Raw genomic sequence first — 19,898 nt, 5'->3', positions numbered from 1 at the left:
CTTATCCGCTTCCGGAGATTCTAGGGAGTGAGCGGGCCAGCAAATATCTCGTTAGCCATTGCGACATAAACGGCGGGCGTGATCGCACAGGCCCGGCTCACTGCCTGGCGAGTTGCTCTCCCATCAAGCGGTGCAGCAGGTTGATTCCCTTCAGCGGACGCACCATCACCTTGAAATGCGTGATCTTACCGTCATCGCTGAAGGTGATGATGTCGACGCCGTTGATCTTGATGCCCTCGATCTCGTTTTCGAATTCGAGGACCGCGCCGCGCTCGCTGCGCCATTCGCCTGTGTATTTGAAGCCGGGGCCGCCAAGAACCTTCTCGGCGCTCGCCAGATATTTGAAGGTGATGTCGCGTCCGCGCTGCGGCGTGTGGACGACCGGGCTTTCGAACACCGCATCCGGATGCAACAGGTCCCACAACGCCGCCGTGTCATGCGACTTCATGTAGCCGTACCACTTGTCGAGGCCGCTCATGGTCATCATGTCTCCTCTGGCGGGCAGTTCTGATGGGCGTGACGGGCTGGCGCCGGGGAATGGGCTTCTCCGGAACTTATGCGCATTGACGCATATGCAACTTTATGCATAATGTCAATCACAGTTAATCCGGAGGCCGGCGTCGTGGCGCTTGGTGACGCGATCCTTGCCTGCCTGACCGAACGTCCGATGACGGGCTATGAGCTCGCCAAGACGTTCGACAACTCCATTGGATTCTTCTGGAAGGCTGACCACCAGCAAATTTATCGGGAACTGACAAAACTTCGCGACCGCGGCCATATCCAGGGTCGCGAGGTGGTGCAGTCCGGCAAGCCCAACAAGCTGGTCTATACGCTCACCCCGGAAGGGCGGGCCGCACTCCGGCATTGGGCCGCGCGGCCGAGCGTGCCGGCCTCGATCAAGGACGACCTGCTGGTGCGGCTCTATGCGCTCGACAGCGTCGACGTCGAACCGTTGCGCACCGACCTGATGGCGCGGCTGGAACATCACCGCGACCGGTTTGCCCGATATGAGCGCCTGCTCAACAAACGCTTTCCGGACGGCACGTCACCGCCCGCCGATCTCGGCAAGCTGCTCGGGCTTCGCATCGGCCTCGCCCACGAGCGCGCCGTGGCGGAATGGTGCGAAGAGGCGATCGAGGCGTTGTCGGCCCTCACTTCCGGCGCGGCGCGGACCAACGTCGTGCCGATTGAAGACAGCCAGCGCGGAAATCGCGAAAACAACGGCTAGTGCGCGCCAGGCTCCATTCTACTTTGCATGGGGTTGTTTTCGATATTTCGCCTGCGGCCCCACGGTGGATTTGACGCCCCGGCAACTTTTGGCGTCGTCTGTTCCATTCCTTAACCCGTTCTTTACCGTAACGCGAAAAAGTCAGCGCTGAGGCAGGCGACCCGCGCGGAAATACGATTGTCTCTTGGGTGGGACGCGCGGGGAGGCTGATGGCGCAGGTGGGGCGCCGAAGCGGAACCGGACGAAAGCATGAATTCGCGCGTATCGTGGAGTGTTGACGGCATCGATCCCTCTGTCCGCGAAAGGGCCGAGGCGGCAGCTCGCCGTGCCGGCATGTCGCTGAGCGACTGGATCAATTCAACTGTCGGTGAATCGGCCCCGCCCAATTTCAGCGCGCCTTCCGAGCCACGGCCGGCGATGCCGCGGCAAATGCCCGACGTGGCCGACATTCACCAGCGGCTGGATTCAATCACCCGGCAGATCGAACAGATTTCGCGGCCTGCCACGCCGCGCGGCGACACTGCGCGCGGCGACGCTGCCTGTAGCGAGCCGACGGTGGCCCGACAGCTCAACGAGGCCATTTCGCGCCTCGACGCGCGGCTGTCGCAGATTTCCAACCCCGCGCCGACCCGGCAGGCCCAGATGCAGGAAAAGCAGCGTCAGTCCGACCTGGTCGAGCGTGCCGCAGCGCAAGTCTATCGCCCCTCACCGCCGCTCAGTCCGGCCTCGATGGATTTTGCGATCGCGGAAATCACCGCGCGCCAGAACGAACTCGACAGTCCGCCGCCGCGGCAGACGCCGCAGCGCCATGCCGCGCACGCACCCTCTTCCGCCCAGCCCAATTCGGCGCAGCTCAATTTTTCGCAAGCGCCGATGCAGGCCGCGCCGGCCGGGCTGGATTTTTCTTCGCTCGAACGGCACCTGCTCAAGATCACCAGCCAGATCGAGGCGCTGCAGCGTCCCGATCATGTCGAGGATTCGATTGCAGCGTTCCGCAGCGAGCTCGCCGAAATTCGTCAGGCCATCACCGAGGCTGTGCCGCGCCGGGAGATCGAATCGCTCGAGAACGAAATCCGCTCGCTGTCGCGCCGCATCGACGAAAACCGACAGCACGGCAGCGACGGCCAGACGCTGGCCGGCATCGAGAGCGCGCTCGGCGAAATCCGCGAGGTACTGCGCTCGCTGACACCGGCCGAGCAGCTCACCGGCTACGACGAGGCGATCCGCAATCTCGGCGCCAAGCTCGATCTGATCCTGCGCTCGAACGACGATCCGTCGACCGTGCAGCAACTCGAAAGCGCGATTGCGGCGCTGCGCGGTATCGTCTCCAACGTCGCTTCCAACGACGCGCTGGCGCGGCTCGCCGAAGACGTGCACACGCTGTCGGCCAAGGTCGACCAGCTTCCCCGCTCTGACGGCAACAGCGATGCGTTCGGCATGCTCGAGCAGCGCCTGGCCGCGCTGACCTCGACGCTGGAAACAAGGCAGCCGCCGGCGGCCAACGAGCATTCGGAATTGCTCGAAAACGCGGTGCGCTCGCTGTCGGAACGGCTCGACCGCCTCCCGGTCGGCAACGACAACGCGTCGGCCTTTGCCCATCTCGAACAGCGCGTGTCCTATCTGCTGGAGCGCCTGGAAGCCTCCAACAACGACAGGTCCGCCGCGCCGGCCATCGACCTTGGACGGGTCGAGGAAGGCCTGCACGACATTCTGCGTTCGCTCGAACGCCAGCACGCCAGCCTGGTCGCGCTTGCCGATTCCAACAGCCGCACTTCCGGCGACACGGCCCAGCCGGTGGACTCCGGCATCGTCGATCTGGTCAAGCGCGAGCTGTCCGACATCCGCTTCAGCCAGTCGGAAACCGACCGCCGCACGCAGGATTCGCTCGAAACCGTCAACAGCACGCTCGGCCACGTGGTCGACCGCCTGTCCACGATCGAAGGCGATCTGCGCACGGTTCGCACCGCGCCGCCGGCGGCACTCCAGCCTTCTCCGCCGCCGATTGAAGTGCTCGAAGAAGCGCCCCGCTTGATGACGCCGCTGCAGACCTGGCCGCAGCAATCGAAGCCGGAGTTGCCGAACCCCGCCGAGCTGCAAGCCGAACATTTTGCCGCCGCGCCGCGTGAATTCCACGCCGCAGAGCTGGCGGCCGCCGCCCCGCCGCTGCCGCCGCGCGCAATCAGCGAAATCCTGGAGCCGCATGCCGCCGCGCCGCGCACCGCGATCGCGCCGGAATTGCCGCCGGATCATCCGCTCGAGCCGGGCACGCGGCCGCCCGGACGCATGTCTTCGCCGTCGGAACGGATCGCCGCTTCCGAAAACGCCATCAGCGAGATCGCTTCCGGCCCGAAGGAGCCGGTGAGTTCGTCGAGCTTCATCGCCGCCGCGCGCCGCGCCGCACAGGCCGCGGCCGCCGCGCCGCCGCCCGAGAAGGCGGGACGTTCGAAGGCCGCGCCAAAGGACAAGGGCGGCGACAAGGCCAAAGCGGACAACAAGATCCCCTCGACCATGTCCTCCAAGATCCGCTCGCTGCTGGTCGGCGCCAGCGTGGTCGTGATCGTGCTCGGCACGTTCAAGATGGCGATGACGCTGCTTGACACCGGCAGCGTGCTGCAACTGCCGATGATGGAGCAGCCCAGCGAGCCGGCCGCACCGGCGCAGGCGCCCGCGCCTGCCGAGAGCGCCAAACAGCCGGCAATGCCGGCGACGCCGGGGCCCTTGATGATCTCGCCGACGCCGGTCGAGAAGCAGTCGAACAATTCTTCCGCACCGAACACGCTGGACAGCACACGGACTGCGGTGCCGTCGCAGGCCGCGCCGCCCCCGCCTGCAACTAACGACATTACTGGTGCGATCACGACAATCCCGAGTACCGGCGGCAAGCTCGTCATGATCGCGGTGCCGCCGACAGAGCGGCTGCCTGACGGCATCGGCGGCCCGGTACTGCGCGCCGCCGCGCTGAAGGGCGACCCGGCCGCGGCTTACGAGATCGGCGTGCGCTTTGCCGAAGGCAAGGGCGTTGCCGTGGATCTCGACCAGGCCGCCAAATGGTACGACCGCGCGGCGCAGGCCGGCGTGGTGCCGGCGCTGTTCCGGCTCGGGACCTTCTACGAGAAGGGTCTGAGCGTGAAGAAGGACGTCGATATCGCGCGGCGCTATTATGCGCAGGCAGCCGAGCGCGGCAGCGCCAAGGCGATGCATAATCTGGCCGTGCTTGACGCCGATGGCGGCGGCAAGGGCGCCAATTACAAAAGCGCGTCGATCTGGTTCCGCAAAGCCGCCGATCGCGGCGTCGCCGACAGCCAGTTCAACCTCGGCATCCTCTATGCCCGCGGCATCGGCGTCGAACAGAACCTCGCCGAATCCTTCAAATGGTTCAGCCTCGCGGCAGCCCAGGGCGACGCGGATGCCGGGCGCAAGCGCGACGATATCGCCAAGCGCCTCGACGTCCAGTCGCAGGCGGCGGCGCGGCTCGCGATCCAGACCTTCACGCCGGAGCCGCAGCCCGACGACGCTGTCAACGTAGCCTCGCCCGCCGGCGGCTGGGATTCGGCTCCCGCACCGGCCACCGGCAAGCCCGGCGCCAAGCCGGCCGCCCCGGCCAAGCGCACCGCCGCTGCTCAATAAGACCGATCGCGATGCCGCCGGCATCGCCGCCATATCCTCGGCCACAAATTCGTATAATGCTTCAGGCCAGTTCGACCCCAAACGGGTCGACTTGCGACGAGGACCGATTGTCGACCGAAGACAACCAGGGTGACGAAAATCGCTTCCGCAGGTCGCCGACCGGCCCCGCAGTCGCGCCGCCGCGCATCCCGGCCGCTCAGGCACCGGCGCCACCACCACCTCCGACACCTCGGCGCAGACGGCATTTCTGGTCGATCGCCATCTTTATCCTGCTGGTCTCCGGCGTCTGCATTCGCGCCTACCGCGACCTGTCGCAGCCCGAGGCCTGGCACTACTGGAAAGACCAGTACGTCTCGCCGAGCCTGACTTTTTCGCTGATCGACAAGGTCGACCTCGACGGCGCCGCGCAGGGCCGTCGCGCACTCTTTGTCAGCGGCACGATCGGCCCCGCCGCCGCAGCGCTGTTTCGCGACAGACTGGACCAGGCCAATCTCGCTCCCGGCGACATCGTCCTGCTGGCCTCCCCCGGCGGCGATCTGAACCAGGCCACGATCATGGGCGAGATCATCCGCTCACGCGGGCTCGCGACCGCGGTCGGTGACGCCGACGCCTCGGGCCGGGTGAAGCCGGCTTATTGCGCCAGTGCCTGCGTGCTGGTCTATGCCGGGGGCAAGACCCGCTTCGGCGTCCTGGGCTCGGCGCTAGGCGTTCATCGGTTTGTCACAACCAGGCCCGTGAACGACCCCGTCGCGGAGGCGCAGCGGATTTCCGGCGCCGTACTCGGCTACATGACCAAAATGGGGGTCTCGTCCTCCATCGTCGAAGCGATGTCCGAAACGCGGGACATTCGCTGGCTCAGCCCCAAACAGGCGCTGGCGATGAACCTCGTCACCGACCCGCTCGGAAAGCCCTGAGCCGGTCCCACGAACCGACCTGCCTCCGGATTTGTAACAGCGTTTCAACGTCCTGATGTACGCGCAGGCACGTCAGGCAAAAATTTGCCTTCCCGGGCATTTTTAGTCCCTCACGCGGACGAATTCAGTTATGCAAAGATGCGGGAACCGGCCCTGCGCACGCAAAGGTGCATGCGCGAACCGGCTTCCACTGCCGGCAAATACAACAGAAACCATGCCCTTGGCGGCCTCCCGGCCGTCGCTTGCGGCAAAGCTTAAAAAAGCAGACGCGCGTGCAGCTCTACCTCCCGATCGCCGACATTCCAGTCAATGTTTTCCTCATCCTGGCGATGGGCGCGGCGGTTGGGTTCGTGTCCGGCATGTTCGGGATCGGCGGCGGCTTCCTGATGACGCCGCTGTTGATCTTCGTCGGCATTACGCCGGCGGTCGCGGTCGCTTCCGTCGCCAGCCACATCGCCGCCTCCTCGTTCTCCGGCGCGCTCACCTATTGGCGACGACGCGCCATCGATCCGCTGCTGGCGGCGGTGCTGTTGACCGGCGGCAGTATGGGCACGGCGCTGGGGGTATGGACCTTCACGCTGCTGCGCTCGTTGGGTCAGCTCGATCTCATGATCGCGATGTCCTACGTGATCCTGCTGACCACCGTTGGCGGCCTGATGTTCTGGGAGGGCCTGCGGGCGCTGTTGCGGGCTCGCCGCGGCGGTCCGGTCACCATGCGCCGCCCGGGCAGCCATGTCTGGATCCATGGCTTGCCGCTGAAGATGCGCTTCAAGCGCTCGAAAATCTATCTGTCCGTCATTCCTGTCGTAGTGATCGGCCTGGTCATCGGCTTCATCGGCGCCGTGATGGGCATCGGCGGCGGCTTCATCCTGGTGCCCTTGTTGATCTACGTGCTGCGGGTGCCGACCTCGACCGTGATCGGCACCTCGATGGTGCTGACCTTGGTCACGATGGTGTTCGCCACCATGCTGCACGCCATCACCAATCACCTGGTCGATGCCGTGCTGGCGCTGATTTTGATGGTCGGCGGCGTCACCGGCGCGCAGTTCGGCGCGCGCGCGGGACAGAAAATCCGCGGCGAACATTTGCGGCTGCTGCTCGGGCTGCTGGTGCTCGCCGTCGGCGTCCGCTTTGCCGTCGAGCTGGTGCTCCGGCCCGAGGATCTGTTCACCATCCGCGAAACCGGGGTGACCGGATGATCGCGCGCGTCCCGCTCACGCTTGTTGGCTTGCTGCTGGGCATAGCGCTCACGGCCTCGCCCGCGCGGGCCGAACGGCTGATCGTGTCGGTGTCGAACCACCGCGTCACCGTGACACCGAATTATTCCGGCGAGGAACTTGTGCTGTTCGGCTCGGTGGAGAAGGACGCCAATACGCCGGCCAATCGCACCTACGATCTGGTGGTGACGGTGGCCGGTCCGCGCGCCGACATGGTCACCCGCCGCAAGGAGCGCCGGTTCGGGATCTGGATCAACACCGACTCCCGGCAGTTCCTGAAAGTGCCGAGCTACCTAGCGCTGTTCTCCAACCGGCCGTTCGACGCCATCGCCTCGCCCGAGGTGCAGCGGCGGCAGCAGCTTGGGCTGAATAACGTCCTGCTGACCCAGCGGGTCGGCGGCGATTACGCCGACGTGGTGCCCGACGACGTGTTCCGCAGCGCCTTCGTGCGGCTGCGCCGGCAGCACGGCCTCTATCGCGAGGAGACCTCGGCGGTGACGTTTCTGACGCCGACGCTATTCCGCACCGGCATTCCGCTGCCCGCTGAAGTGCCGATCGGCCTCTATAACGTCGAGATCAAGCTGTTCGCCGAAGGCGCGCTGGTAGCCAAGACCGACACCGCGTTCGAAATCGTCAAGGTCGGCTTCGAGCAGTTCGTCGCCACCACCGCGCAGCAGCACGGTTTTGTTTACGGGCTGATCACCGCCTTCATGGCGCTGATGACCGGCTGGATGGCATCGATCGTGTTCCGGAAGGATTGAGCCAGTCGCTCAGTTCGTAGGGTAGGCAAAAGCGAAGCGTGCCCACCATTCCGACGACGAGTTGGATAGATGGTGGGCGCGGCGCAAGGGCGCCTTTGCCCACCCTACGACTTACCGACAAAGAATCCGACGCCCATCGCCACTACGCTGAGCAGCATCGCCAGCGTCGACAGCCAGCCCAGCCAATAGAGCGTGCCACCGACGACGAAGCGGCCCATCACGTCCTTGCGCCGCGCCATCAACATCAACAACACCATCACAGGCACGGCGAGGACACCGTTGACGACGGCGCTCCAGTACAGCGCCGAGATCGGGTTGATGGAGGTGAAGTTCAGCGCGATGCCGATGCCCGCCGACAACGCCAGCACGCCATAGAAGGCGGCGGCCTCTTTCGGCTTGCGCGCGAGTCCCACCGGCCATTGCCGCCCCTCGCCGACGGCGTACGCCGTGGCGCCGGCAAGCACGGGAATCGCCAACAACCCGGTGCCGACGATGCCGAGCGCAAAGATCACTTCCGCAAACGCGCCGGCGATCGGACGCAGCGCTTCGGCTGCCTGCGCCGAGGTCTGGATATCCGTCTTGCCGGCCGCATGCAGCGTCGCCGCAGCGGTGACAATGATCGACAGCGCGATCAGATTGGAAAACGCCATGCCGATGATGGTGTCGGCGCGGATGCGGTAAAATTCCTTGCGCGCGCCGTAATGCTTTTCGATCAGCGGCCGCTTGGTCGCATCGACGCGCTGGTCCTCGGCTTCCTGCGAGGCCTGCCAGAAGAACAGATAGGGCGAGATCGTGGTGCCGAGGATGGCGACGATGGTGGTGAAATAGTCGAGGCTCCAGGTCAGGCGCGGAACGAGAACGCCGGCCAGCGCTTCGCCCCACGATACTTTTGCAAAGGCGAGCGCCGCGACATAGGCGAACAGGCTGAGCGTCAGCCATTTCAGCACCGAGACGTAGCGTTTGTAATCGAGGAAGATCTGCGCCACCACCGACGTCACGCCGAACAGCAGCACATAGACGATGCTGTGGCCGCCGATCAGCAGTTTGCTGGCGTCCGCCATGGCGCCGAGGTCGGCGGCGATGTTGATGGTGTTGGCGATGAACAGCAGCGCCACCACCACATTGAGCAGCCATGACGAATAATGCCGACAGACATTGCCTGAAATGCCGTGCCCGGTGACGCGACCGACGCGCGCGGAGATTTCCTGGATCGCGACCATCAGCGGAAACGTCAGCAGCATGGTCCAGCCGATGCCGTAGCCGAGCTGCGCGCCGGCCTGGCTGTAGGTGCCGATCCCCGACGGATCGTCGTCGGACGCGCCGGTGATCAGGCCGGGACCGAGCGCCTTCAGCGCATCGCGGAGGCGAAACGGCCGGGCCGATGCGGCCGTCGCGGCCGGCTTGCCACCACCGGGATGCTTGTTCGCGTGATGTTTCGGATTCGACTTGTTGTGCTCTGCCATTCCCGGTCCAGCCGCAGCGACAACGAACCTGACGGGAACAGGTTCCTGGCCGTGACCTTGCCCGAGGACGCCGTGGCAGACAAGCGAGCCGGCATCAGGATCGAAGTCATGCCGCACTCTTCTCGATCGATGCCGCTGGGCGGGTCACCAGATAAATGCCGAGGGCTACGGGAACGATTCCGAGCAGGTCGCGGAATTCGACATGTTCGCCGAGCACGAGAAAGGCGAACAGCATGCCCAGCGGCGGCATCAGGAAGTGATAGGCGCTCGCGGCGGTCGCGCCACAAACCTTCAACAGATGAAACCAGAGCAGATAGGCGAGGATCGAGCCGCCAAGCACGAGGAAGGCGAACGCGCCCACGAGCCGCGCGCTCGGCACGATGTCGCCGACATCAGCCAGCGTGAACGCGAACGGCAGCAGCACGATGCCGGCTGAAAGATTCTGCACGCCGTTGCCGACCCACAGACTGCCTTTCGGCGCCAGCACCTTGAACAGGATCGTGCCGGCTACGATCGAGGCCAGCGAGGCCAGTGTGAACAGGATGCCGTGCCAGTCATCGGTACCGACCGACATGCGGTGCCAGACGATAAAGCCGACGCCGGCGATGCCGAGCATGAGGCCTATCACCTTGCGCCCGGTCAGCGCCTCGCCCAGAAAGGCCGCCGCGAGCACGGCGGTGAACACCGGATTGGCACTGACGATGAGGCCGCCGAGGCCGGCGGATACGGTCTGCAGCCCGGTATAGCCGAGACCGAGATAGAGCGCATTGTTGGCAACGCCGAGGATCGCGAAGATGGCGGCGTCGCGCCAGGTGAGCGAAGACCATGCTTCCCCACGCAGTGCCGTAATGCCGAGGATCAGGATGCCAGCCAGCGAGAAGCGCGCGGCAAGCAGGATCAGCGGCGGGCAATCGGTGACGCCGATCTTGCCGGCGACGAAGGCAAAGCTCCAGAGCAGGCAGAACAGGCCGATATAGAGCGGGAGCGGATTAAAGGTGGCGCGGGGAACCGCGACCGAGGGCGCGAGCGACATGGGAAGTCTCCTTTGTCCATGATCTAGGCCCGCGTCTTGCTATTTGGAAATTAAATGATAAACTGATATGCAGTGGATTTATAAATGGAGCATTCGCATGCTCGATCTGGAGCTCCTGCGCAGTTTCGTCAGCGTGGTCGATGCCGGCGGCTTTACCCGCGCCGGCGAACGCGTCCACCGCACCCAGTCGACCGTCAGCCAGCAGATCAAGCGGCTGGAAGACGATGTCGGCCAGCCGCTGCTGAATCGTAACGGCAAGGACGTGACGCCGACGGAAGCCGGCGAGCGGCTGTTGTCCTATGCGCGGCGCCTGCTGGCGCTGGCGGAAGAGGCGCGCGACGTGGTGGCGCGTCCCGGAAGCGAGGGCGCGGTGCGGCTCGGTGTGCCCGAGGATTTTGCCGCCTATCGCTTGGCGAAACTGCTGGCGGCATTCTCGCGCTCGCATGCCGGCCTGCGGCTCGACGTCCGCGCCGATCAAAGCGCCAACCTCAAGCGGGAGCTCGAACGCGGCGAACTCGATCTCGCATTGTTCAAGCGCGCCGCGGGGGAAAAGGGCGGCATCGCGGTGTGGCCGGAGCGCGTGCACTGGGTCACCAGCAAAAGCCATCCGCGCGATACCCGCACGGGCTCGGTGCCGCTGATCGGCTTTCCTACCGGCTGCCTGTACCGGGCGGGCGCGATCCATGCGCTGGAAAGCGCCGGACGCAACTGGCATATGGCTTATACCTCTTCCAACCTCTCCGGCATCCAGGCTGCGGTCGCCGCCGGCATGGGCCTTTCCATTCTCTCGGAAATGGCGATCCAGGCCGATCACCGCGTACTGACGGCGAAGGATGGTTTTGCACCGATCGACCGGACCGAAGTGGCATTGGTGGCGGCCCCGGATGCCAGTCCCGCGACCTTGCGGCTGGCGGACCGGCTCGCCGAATTCTGCAGCACGGTGCAGGCGAAGGCGGCGTGATCAATGGTAGGGTGGGCAAAGGAGCGAAGCGACGTGCCCACCATCTGTCATAGGATTCGCTGCGAGATGGTGGGCACGCTGCGCTTTGCCCACCCTACGGCGCCGCGGCTCGCAGCGACTTCTCAATAACAGCGCGAAGCCGCGATCGCATGTACCCGGTTGTCACCGAGCACGTGCGCCATGAAGCCGGGCGCGCCAAAGATTTTTGAAAACGCGACGTCGCGAATGCTCAAGCCGCCGGTATAGGCGCCGAACGCCGGCATTACCGCGCGTTCGCCATCGCTCGCAAAACACCGCCGCTCCATCGAGCGTCCCCTTGTGGCGACGCGGGCCTTGGGATGAAGATGGCCGGCGATTTCACCCGCAGTCCCGGTCGGCTCATGGCGGAACACGATCGGGCCGATCGCGACTTCGCTCGCGACCACGCCGCCGAGATCGGACGGCAGCGCCGGATCGTGATTGCCCGAAATCCAGATCCAGTCGCGCCGCGCCTGCATCGCCGAGAGCGCCTCACGGTCGGACGCCGACAGCCGTTCATGCGCGTCGCGATCATGAAAACTGTCGCCGAGCGCGATCACCATGCGCGGGTCGTGCCGCGCGATGACGGCGGCGAGACGGCCGAGCGTCGCCACCGTGTCATAGGGTGGCAGCAGCACACCGCGCATGGCAAAGCTGGAACCTTTTTCCAGATGCAGATCGGAGACGACGAGCAGGCGCTGCTCCTGCCAGAACAGCGCGCCGGAAAGGTCGGCGATGAACGTCACATCTGCGACCATGACCTTTGAGACGCGCATCTGCTGGTCGTCTTCCGAAGATTGCACCCCTGCCGTCACGTCTTACCCCATCGCTTCTTTGACGAGTTCATCGGCGGCTTCCGCCAGCAACTCATCCGCCGCTTCGCCATAAACTGACTCGCGGCCGATTTCCAGCATCACGGGAACTGCGAGTGGCGAAACATGTTCGAGTTCCCGGTGGGTGATTCGGCCCTGAATGCGCGAGAGCATATCACCAAGACGCTTGAGATCGAGTAGGCCGGCGGCGGCATCGGCGCGCGCCGCGCGCAACAGCACGTGGTCGGCCTGATGCTTGCGCAGCACGTCATAGACGAGATCGGTCGAGAACAAGACCTGACGGCGGCTCTTTTCCTCACCGGTGAAACGGCGCGGAATCAGGCCGGAGATCAGTGCGCAGTTGCGGAAGGTGCGCTTCATCAGCGCGGATTCGGCCAGCCACGCCTCGAGGTCGTCGCCGAGCATGTCGGGCGCGAACAGCGCGGCGAAATCGAGCTTGCCATGGCGAACCATGAAGGAGACGTCGCCGAGCCCCCAGATCGCGAGCGCATATTCGTTCGCCACAAATCCCAGCGGCCGGGCGCGGGCGCGCTCCAGCCGACGCGTCAGCAGCATGCCGAGCGTCTGATGTGCGAGCCGACCCTCGAAGGGATAGCACACCATGTAATGCTTGCCGCCGCGCGGAAAGGTTTCGATCAAAAGTTCGCGCACGGCCGGCACGCGGGAAAAATGCCGCTGCAGCGACAGCCAGTCGCGCACCTGCTCCGGCAGCGCATTCCACTGGCGGCGGTCGTCGAGCAGTTTCCGCACGCGTTCGGCCAGATAGGTCGACAGCGGAAACTTGCCGCCCATATAGGACGGCACTTTGGCGTCCTTGTCGTTGGCGCGAGAGACATAGACCTGGTCCTCGACCAGCGCCTCGTAGCGCACGATCTCGCCGCCGAACACAAAAGTATCGCCGGCGACCAGTCCCTCGATAAAATATTCCTCGATCTCGCCGAGCATCCGGCCGCCGCGGCCGATCATTCCGGTGGAGCCGCCCCCACCACCGCGGCCACGCACCAGCTTCACCTTGAGCATCGCCTCTTCAACGATGGTGCCGACATTGAGACGATAGCTCTGCCGCACCCGCGGATTGGTGACGCGCCAGCGGCCCTGCTTGTCCTGTTTGATGCGCGCGAAGCGTTCGTAGGTCTTCAGCGCGTAGCCGCCGGTGGCTACGAAATCGACCACATCGTCGAAATCGGTTCGCGTCAACGCTGAATAAGGCGCCGCGGTCAGCACTTCGGCATAGAGTTCGTCGGAAAGAAACGGCTCGCCGCAGGCGCAACCCAATACGTGCTGCGCCAGCACGTCGAGCCCGCCGGTGCGCAAGGGCGGCGTGTCCTGCGCGTTTTCCGCGATTGCATCGATCGCGACGCGGCATTCCAGCACCTCGAAACGATTGGCGGGGATCAAGACGGCGCGCGAGGGCTCGTCGAGCCGGTGGTTGGCGCGGCCGATCCGCTGCATCAGGCGCGAAGAGCCTTTTGGCGCGCCGACATTGATGACAAGATCGATGTCGCCCCAGTCGATACCGAGATCCAGCGAGGACGTGCAGACCACGCCCCGCAGTTTGCCGGCCGCCATCGCGTCCTCGACCTTGCGACGCTGGGCGACGTCGAGCGAGCCGTGATGAAGCGCAATCGCAAGGCCATCGTCGTTCATGCGCCAGAAATCCTGGAACAGCATTTCGGCCTGGCTGCGGGTGTTGACGAAGATCAGCGTGGTCTTGTTGCGCTTGATCAGATCGTACATTTCGCCGAGCGCATGGCGCGCGGTGTGCCCGGCCCAAGGCAGGCGTTCTTTGGTATCGAGCATCTCGACGACCGGCGCCGCGGCGCCACCGGCCACGACGATATCGGCGGAGACCTCCTTGCCGTCGCGCTGCGGCACCAGAAAGCGCGCCAGCGATTCCGGCTCGGCCACCGTCGCGGACAGCCCGATCGCGCGCATCTCCGGCGCCAGCCGCCACAACCGCGCCAACCCGAGCGACAACAGATCACCGCGCTTGGAGGTGACCAGCGCATGCAGTTCGTCGAGCACGATGCGCTTGAGCGAGGAGAACAGAAACGGCGCGTCGTCGGACGACAATAACAACGCCAGTTGCTCGGGCGTGGTGAGCAGAATGTCCGGCGGATAGCGCCGCTGCCGCTGCCGCCGCGACACCGGCGTGTCGCCGGTGCGAGTCTCGACCTTGATCGGCAGGCTCATCTCGGCAATCGGCGTCTCCAGATTGCGCGCGATGTCGACCGCGAGCGCCTTCAGCGGCGAGATGTAGAGGGTGTGGAGGCCGCCAGTGCGCTTCACGGTGCGGCCGGTGGAGATGAGGCTCTTCTCGCCGGTGCCCTTTGAGGCGGCCGGAGAAGATAGCTCCACCAGCGTCGGCAGAAAGCCGGCCAGCGTCTTGCCGGCACCCGTCGGGGCAATCAGCAGCGCCGAGCGGTCGTCGTCGGCTTTTGCCAGCAGCGCCAGCTGATGCTCACGCGGCGACCAGCCCCGCGCGGCAAACCAACGCCGGAAGCGGTCGGGCAAGAGCGCAGCCGTTTCAAGCGGCGTGAAGGGCAAGGGATCAGGCGACGGCACCCGTTAGAGCTAAGCTGTCGAAGCGGCTTCGTCGAGGGGCTGCCCTTACCTCGCCCCGCTTGCGGGGAGAGGTCGGATCGCCCTTGCGATCCGGGTGAGGGGGTACCGGACTATCGGCGGGCACCTTTGCGCGGAGAGAGCCGCTCACCCCAACCCTCTCCCCGTGAAGAACGGGGAGAGGGTTAAGAGACAGCGGCGCGCCCGGCCCTACTCCGTCACGGGCTTGTCGGAAATATCCCAATCCTTGCCGTTGAACTCCGAGATGTAGAGCGTCTTCATCGGCGTATAGTCCTCGGGCGTGTAGCTGAAATTGATGCCGTCGAGGAAGTACGGCGAGTGGAAGCCCGCCAGCGTCGTCGCATGCTTCAGCACGTTGGCGCGGGTGAGTTCGTCGCCGCAGCGGCGCAGGATTTCCGCCATGCTCGCGACCTGGCCATAGCCGGCAAAGGCGATGGTGTTGTCAGGATCGACATTGGGCAGATATTTCTTGCGCAACTCCTCGAATGCCATCACGTCGGGGTCCTTTTCCCAGCGCGGGACACCGACTTCCTTGGCGTAACGGATCGCGACGATGCCGGTGGCATTCTCGAAGCCGGCGGCACTGAGGATCGAACGTCCGGTCGATCCCGCCGAGAGCAATTGCAACGGCTTCCAACCGAGCTCGACCACCTTGCGGATCGACTGCGACGTCGCCTTGCCAGTAGTGATGTTGTAGAAAACGTCCGCGCCGGATTTCGAGAGATTGATGAGCTGGGAATCGATCGTCGGATCGGTCAGATCGTAGGTCTGCTCCATGATCACCTTGGCCGTGCCGCCGGCATCCGCGAGCACCTTCTTGAAGGGCCCAAGGAAATCGCGGCCGAAATCGTCGTTCTGGTAGAGGATGCCGATCTTGGCGTTCGGCTTCACGCCCACGACATGCTTGGCGAGAATGCGTGCTTCGGTCGGATAGAGCGGCAGGCCCGCCATGGTCCATTTGAAATTCTTGGGGTCGTTCCACTTCGACGCGCCGGTATTGAGCAATAGCTGCGGCACGCCTTTCGAGTTGAGATATTTGTGCACGGCGGTCTGCGGCGCGGTGCCAAGCGAACCGTACAGCGCCAGCACTTCCTCCTGCTCGACCAGCCGCCGCGTCGCCTCGACGCATTTCGGCGCGCTGTAGGCGTCGTCCATGGTGAGGAACTTCACCTTGCGGCCGTTGATGCCGCCCTTTTCGTTGAGCATCTGGAAATAGGCCTCGCCGACGCGGCCGAGCACGCCGTAGAGCGAGCCGGGCCCGGAGTGCGGCACGGTTTGTCCGAGCTTGATTTCAGTGTCGCTGGCGCCCGGATCGTATTTCTTCTCCGCCGCCCAGACGAAGGGCGCAGGCATCGCCGATGCGAGCGCGGCGGCAAGCGCCGTGGCGCCGAATTCGCGCCGGGTTTGTTTGTTCTTCATTGTTGTTTTCTCCCTTATGGGAGTCTTGATCCGGCATTCCGCCGCTACTGGCAATAGCAGACATGTCGCACGCATGCCGCTATTCGGCGAGCGCCTAGCGTCTAGACTCAAGTTTTCGCGGCAACGGCGACCAGGCCGGGAACCGGCGCGTTGTCCTCGTTGCGGGCGGAGCGATCCTCCAGCAGGGACAGTTTGAGGCTGGCGGATTTGACCGCGGCGCGCACGTAAGCCCCCGCATGGGCATAGCGCAGCCCCTGGCCGATCACGACGCCTTCGCCGCCATGGGTTTCGGTGGTGAAGGCGAGCAGCCCGCCCGGCGCAAGCACACGCGCGGCTTCAGCCAGCACCGGCGCGAGATCGGCGACGTATACCATCGCATCCGCGGCGAGAATGAGATCGGCGCTGCCATCCCCCCGCGCCCGCAGACCCTGCAGCATATCGGCAACTTCCAACTCGGCGTAGAAGCCGGTGGCGCGCGCCCGCTCGATCATGCGCGGCGACAGATCGACGCCGGTGAAATGATCCACTCCGTTTGCAAACGCTGCCGCCGCCAGTCCGGTGCCGCAGCCGAGGTCGATGGCGCGCTTGAAAAACGCCGGCTTGCGCGCGGCCGATCGCACCGACAGCACCGCCTTGAAGAGCAGCGCCGGGCCGCGATAGCCGAGATCGCCCACCAATGAGGCTTCGAACCGCGGCGCATACTGGTCGAACAGCGTTTGCACGTAGGCCTGCGGCATGCCGGACACGGGCTCTGCGCCAAGCCGCATCAATCGAAGACCTGCGCCGTGGCGATCGCCGGGATCGCTGGCCTGCGCCTTTTGATAGGCCGCAATCGCCGCCCGGTGCTCGCCGAGTTCTTCGCGGATGCCGCCGAGCGTGAACCAGGCCGAAGCAAAATTCGGCGCCAGCTCGATCGCCTGCATCAGCAGATCGGCAGCAGCGGCCGGATCGCCCTTCAATTGCAGGTCGCGCGCGAAATCAAACCGGCGGTCGGCCATCAGATCGCCGGAGGAGACAAACAGGCGCGAGGACATGGGTTCCAATATGGATGCGCGGGTCAGGCCCACGCATGACGGGTAAAATTCGACCCAAGACCTCCTATATAACCCCGCATGCGTCCGCAAGACATCCTGATCCCCGCTCCCGCTGGCCTGTGCTGCAAGCCGGGCGGCTTCCATATCGACCCGGTCCGCGCGGTCGAGCGGGCCGTCATTACCCATGGCCATTCCGACCATGCCCGGCCCGGCCATGGCGCCGTGCTCGCCACGCAGGAAACGCTCGACATGATGCGGCTGCGCTATGGCGACAACTTTGCTTCGACCACTCAGGCCATTCGCTACGGCGAGGAAATCCGGCTCGGCGACGTCAAGATCAAATTCCATCCCGCGGGCCATGTGCTGGGCTCGGCACAGATTGCGGTGACCTGCAAGGATACCTGCATCGTCGCCTCCGGCGACTACAAGGACGCCATCGATCCGACCTGCACGCCATTTGAAGTCGTGCCCTGCGACGTCTTCATCACCGAGGCGACGTTTGGCCTGCCGGTGTTCCGCCATGGCAATGCGGCAGATGAGGTGAAGAAACTGCTGGCGTCGGTCGCGCTGTTTCCGGAGCGCGCGCATCTGGTCGGGGCCTATTCGCTCGGCAAGGCGCAGCGCGTGATCGCGCTGTTGCGTGAGCAGGGCTACGACGCGCCGATCTATCTGCACGGCGCAATGGAAGCGATCACGCGCTATTATGAAAGCCGTGGCATCGCGCTCGGCGAACTACGCCTGGTCAAGGGGATGAAGAAGGCCGATCTCGCCGGCACCATCACGCTGGCGCCGCCGTCAGCCACCTCAGATATCTGGACGCGACGCTTTCCCGACCCGATCACCGCGTTCGCCTCGGGCTGGATGCGGGTGCGGGCGCGCGCCCGCCAGCGCGGCATCGAGTTGCCGCTGGTGATCTCGGACCATGCCGACTGGGACGGGCTGACCGCGACCATCGCCGCAACCGGCGCCGGCGAGGTCTGGGTCACGCACGGCCAGGAAGACGCGCTGGTGCATTGGTGCAGGGCGCGTGGGCTTGCCGCACGGCCGCTTGATCTCGTCGGCTACGGCGATGAGGAAGAGCACGAGGCGGTCGCGGCCGACGAGGCCGAGGCATGAACCGTTTTGCCGAACTGCTCGACCGCCTCGCCTACGAGCCCGGCCGCAACAACAAGCTGCGGCTGATCACGGCGTATTTTCGCGAGACGCCCGATCCCGACCGCGGCTACGCACTGGCGGCGCTGACCGGCGCGCTGTCGTTCAAGCACGCCAAGCCGGGGCTGATCCGCGATCTGATCATGGATCGTACCGATCCGGTGCTGTTCGGACTGTCGTATGACTATGTCGGCGATTTATCCGAGACGGTGGCGCTGATGTGGCCGAAGGTCCCGCTGCCCGGCCACAACAATCCGCCGCCACCCACCCTCTCCGAGGTCGTCACGACCCTCCGCACCCTCGGCAAGACCGAACTGCCAAAGCAGCTCGCGCGTTGGCTCGACGAGCTGGACGAGACCGGCCGCTGGGCGCTTTTAAAACTCGTGACGGGTGCAATGCGGATCGGGATTTCGGCACGGCTGGCGAAAACCGCCGCGGCCGCGCTTGGCGACAAGGATCCGCATGAGATCGAGTTGATCTGGCCCGGACTAGCCCCGCCCTATCTTGACCTGTTCGCGTGGCTGGAAGGGCGCGGTGACAAGCCGGTCAACCGCGACCCAGCGCCGTTCCGCCCGGTAATGCTGGCGCATGCGATCGAGGATACGGATTTCGCCAGTCTCGATCCTGCGGACTTCATTGCAGAATGGAAATGGGACGGCATTCGCGTGCAGGCAGTCTCGGGCCGCGATGAGCGCGGCCACATGCAGGCGCGGCTTTATTCGCGCACCGGCGAGGACATTACAAAAAGCTTTCCCGACCTGGCGCCGTCGCTGCATCTGCCCGGCGCCATCGATGGCGAGCTACTGGTGCTGCGCGAGGGCCGCGTGCAGACTTTTAACGTGCTGCAACAGCGGCTCAATCGAAAAGTCGTCTCGCCGAAACTGATCAAGGATTTTCCTATTCACTTGCGCGCCTACGACCTGCTCGGCGACGACGAGAACGATCTGCGCGAGCTGCCGTTTGCCGAGCGCCGCGCGCATCTTGAGAAATTCATCGGGAAGCTGGACGATCCGCGCATCGACCTGTCGCCGACGGTTGCCTTCGATAGCTGGGAGGCGCTGACGGCAGCGCGGGCCGATCCCTCAAGCGCCGGCGCCGGCGAGGATGCCGAAGCCGTCGAGGGCGTCATGCTGAAGCGGCGCGACGCGCCCTATTTGCCGGGTCGCCCAAAAGGCCAGTGGTGGAAATGGAAGCGCGACCCGCACATCATCGACGCCGTCTTGATGTATGCCCAGCGCGGTCATGGCAAGCGCTCGTCCTACTATTCGGATTACACGTTTGGCGTCTGGACCAATGGCGAGGACGGCGAGCAGCTGGTGCCGGTCGGAAAAGCCTATTTCGGCTTCACTGACGAGGAACTGTTGCAGATCGACCGCTTCGTCCGCCGCAACACGACAGAAAAATTCGGTCCCGTGCGCCACGTCGTGCATGAGCCGGACCAAGGCCTGGTGCTGGAAGTCGCCTTCGAGGGGCTGGCGCGCTCGCCACGGCACAAATCCGGCGTCGCGATGCGGTTTCCACGCATCAGCCGGCTGCGCTGGGACAAGCCGCCACGCGAGGCCGACCGGCTGGAAACGCTGGAGCGGATGCTGAAGGATGTGACGGCAAATTAACATTCCGGCGGCGCATGGCGGCCATTGACTGAGACTAGCGGG

At 64.9% G+C, this 19,898-nt stretch carries 15 protein-coding genes; 8 read left to right on the top strand and 7 right to left on the bottom strand.

All coding sequences use genetic code 11. The features are described from left to right. Nucleotides 1-97 precede the first annotated feature (97 nt). A complete protein-coding gene (locus ACPPVP_RS04465; protein WP_283031842.1) occupies nt 98-484 on the bottom strand; it encodes a nuclear transport factor 2 family protein in 387 nt (128 codons plus the stop codon). Between the two features lie 138 nt (nt 485-622). Here ACPPVP_RS04465 and ACPPVP_RS04460 point away from each other — a divergent pair, with 138 nt between their 5' ends. The 5 genes from ACPPVP_RS04460 to ACPPVP_RS04440 all read left to right on the top strand — a co-directional run bounded on the left by ACPPVP_RS04460 (nt 623) and on the right by ACPPVP_RS04440 (nt 7,747). Next, nucleotides 623-1,228 carry a PadR family transcriptional regulator gene (locus tag ACPPVP_RS04460; RefSeq protein WP_426537666.1) on the top strand — a complete coding sequence of 202 codons (606 nt, stop codon included), beginning with the start codon at nt 623-625 and terminating at the stop codon, nt 1,226-1,228. A gap of 249 nt (nt 1,229-1,477) precedes the next feature. After that, on the top strand, nt 1,478-4,855 hold the full coding sequence (locus ACPPVP_RS04455) for a hypothetical protein (RefSeq protein WP_426531668.1): 3,378 nt from the start codon (nt 1,478-1,480) through the stop codon (nt 4,853-4,855). A gap of 107 nt (nt 4,856-4,962) precedes the next feature. After that, nucleotides 4,963-5,769 (top strand): hypothetical protein, encoded by an 807-nt coding sequence (locus ACPPVP_RS04450; protein WP_426531666.1) that lies wholly within the window; start codon nt 4,963-4,965, stop codon nt 5,767-5,769. A 272-nt stretch (nt 5,770-6,041) separates the two neighbouring features. Further along, on the top strand, nt 6,042-6,968 hold the full coding sequence (locus ACPPVP_RS04445; protein WP_426531664.1) for a sulfite exporter TauE/SafE family protein: 927 nt from the start codon (nt 6,042-6,044) through the stop codon (nt 6,966-6,968). Beyond that, nucleotides 6,965-7,747: a TIGR02186 family protein gene (locus tag ACPPVP_RS04440; protein WP_426531662.1), complete on the top strand. Its 783-nt coding sequence runs from the start codon at nt 6,965-6,967 to the stop codon at nt 7,745-7,747. Before ACPPVP_RS04445 ends, ACPPVP_RS04440 begins: the two co-directional genes overlap by 4 nt. A gap of 104 nt (nt 7,748-7,851) precedes the next feature. On the opposite strand, the gene ACPPVP_RS04435 is transcribed toward ACPPVP_RS04440, so the two are convergent. Further along, nucleotides 7,852-9,210, bottom strand: a complete 1,359-nt coding sequence (locus ACPPVP_RS04435; RefSeq protein ID WP_426531661.1) for an NRAMP family divalent metal transporter — start codon at nt 9,208-9,210, stop codon at nt 7,852-7,854. Nucleotides 9,211-9,316: 106 nt separating this feature from the next. Beyond that, entirely contained in the window at nt 9,317-10,243 is a 927-nt protein-coding gene (locus tag ACPPVP_RS04430) for a DMT family transporter (protein WP_426531659.1), read from the bottom strand. A gap of 97 nt (nt 10,244-10,340) precedes the next feature. Between ACPPVP_RS04430 and ACPPVP_RS04425 the strand changes: the two genes are divergently transcribed. After that, on the top strand, nt 10,341-11,204 hold the full coding sequence (locus tag ACPPVP_RS04425; protein WP_426531657.1) for a LysR family transcriptional regulator: 864 nt from the start codon (nt 10,341-10,343) through the stop codon (nt 11,202-11,204). Between the two features lie 122 nt (nt 11,205-11,326). On the opposite strand, the gene pdeM is transcribed toward ACPPVP_RS04425, so the two are convergent. The 4 genes from pdeM to ACPPVP_RS04405 all read right to left on the bottom strand — a co-directional run bounded on the left by pdeM (nt 11,327) and on the right by ACPPVP_RS04405 (nt 17,091). Then, nucleotides 11,327-11,998 carry a ligase-associated DNA damage response endonuclease PdeM gene (gene pdeM, locus ACPPVP_RS04420; protein WP_426537664.1) on the bottom strand — a complete coding sequence of 224 codons (672 nt, stop codon included), beginning with the start codon at nt 11,996-11,998 and terminating at the stop codon, nt 11,327-11,329. A gap of 42 nt (nt 11,999-12,040) precedes the next feature. Further along, complete coding sequence (locus ACPPVP_RS04415) at nt 12,041-14,620, bottom strand: ligase-associated DNA damage response DEXH box helicase (RefSeq protein ID WP_426531655.1); 2,580 nt, start codon at nt 14,618-14,620, stop codon at nt 12,041-12,043. Between the two features lie 207 nt (nt 14,621-14,827). Further along, a complete protein-coding gene (locus ACPPVP_RS04410) occupies nt 14,828-16,057 on the bottom strand; it encodes an ABC transporter substrate-binding protein (protein WP_426531653.1) in 1,230 nt (409 codons plus the stop codon). Nucleotides 16,058-16,164: 107 nt separating this feature from the next. Then, nucleotides 16,165-17,091, bottom strand: a complete 927-nt coding sequence (locus tag ACPPVP_RS04405) for a methyltransferase domain-containing protein (protein ID WP_426531651.1) — start codon at nt 17,089-17,091, stop codon at nt 16,165-16,167. Between the two features lie 78 nt (nt 17,092-17,169). Here ACPPVP_RS04405 and ACPPVP_RS04400 point away from each other — a divergent pair, with 78 nt between their 5' ends. Further along, complete coding sequence (locus tag ACPPVP_RS04400; RefSeq protein WP_426531649.1) at nt 17,170-18,207, top strand: ligase-associated DNA damage response exonuclease; 1,038 nt, start codon at nt 17,170-17,172, stop codon at nt 18,205-18,207. Beyond that, nucleotides 18,204-19,856: an ATP-dependent DNA ligase gene (locus tag ACPPVP_RS04395; RefSeq protein ID WP_426531647.1), complete on the top strand. Its 1,653-nt coding sequence runs from the start codon at nt 18,204-18,206 to the stop codon at nt 19,854-19,856. Before ACPPVP_RS04400 ends, ACPPVP_RS04395 begins: the two co-directional genes overlap by 4 nt. The last annotated feature ends 42 nt before the right edge of the window (nt 19,857-19,898 follow it).

The organism is Bradyrhizobium sp. McL0615 (assembly GCF_049993905.1).
GTDB lineage: Bacteria > Pseudomonadota > Alphaproteobacteria > Rhizobiales > Xanthobacteraceae > Bradyrhizobium.
The sequence above is the reverse complement of the archived record's forward strand: the minus strand, read 5'-3'. Positions and strand labels throughout refer to the sequence as shown.

Excerpts from the sequence above, each read along its gene's own strand:
- ACPPVP_RS04465 (WP_283031842.1), bottom strand. The coding sequence starts at position 484 with ATGACCATGAGCGGCCTCGACAAGTGGTACGGCTACATGAAGTCGCAT.
- ACPPVP_RS04455 (WP_426531668.1), top strand. The coding sequence starts at position 1,478 with ATGAATTCGCGCGTATCGTGGAGTGTTGACGGCATCGATCCCTCTGTC.
- ACPPVP_RS04440 (WP_426531662.1), top strand. The coding sequence starts at position 6,965 with ATGATCGCGCGCGTCCCGCTCACGCTTGTTGGCTTGCTGCTGGGCATA.
- ACPPVP_RS04435 (WP_426531661.1), bottom strand. The coding sequence starts at position 9,210 with ATGGCAGAGCACAACAAGTCGAATCCGAAACATCACGCGAACAAGCAT.
- ACPPVP_RS04430 (WP_426531659.1), bottom strand. The coding sequence starts at position 10,243 with ATGTCGCTCGCGCCCTCGGTCGCGGTTCCCCGCGCCACCTTTAATCCG.
- ACPPVP_RS04425 (WP_426531657.1), top strand. The coding sequence starts at position 10,341 with ATGCTCGATCTGGAGCTCCTGCGCAGTTTCGTCAGCGTGGTCGATGCC.
- pdeM (WP_426537664.1), bottom strand. The coding sequence starts at position 11,998 with ATGCGCGTCTCAAAGGTCATGGTCGCAGATGTGACGTTCATCGCCGAC.
- ACPPVP_RS04410 (WP_426531653.1), bottom strand. The coding sequence starts at position 16,057 with ATGAAGAACAAACAAACCCGGCGCGAATTCGGCGCCACGGCGCTTGCC.
- ACPPVP_RS04405 (WP_426531651.1), bottom strand. The coding sequence starts at position 17,091 with ATGTCCTCGCGCCTGTTTGTCTCCTCCGGCGATCTGATGGCCGACCGC.
- ACPPVP_RS04400 (WP_426531649.1), top strand. The coding sequence starts at position 17,170 with ATGCGTCCGCAAGACATCCTGATCCCCGCTCCCGCTGGCCTGTGCTGC.
- ACPPVP_RS04395 (WP_426531647.1), top strand. The coding sequence starts at position 18,204 with ATGAACCGTTTTGCCGAACTGCTCGACCGCCTCGCCTACGAGCCCGGC.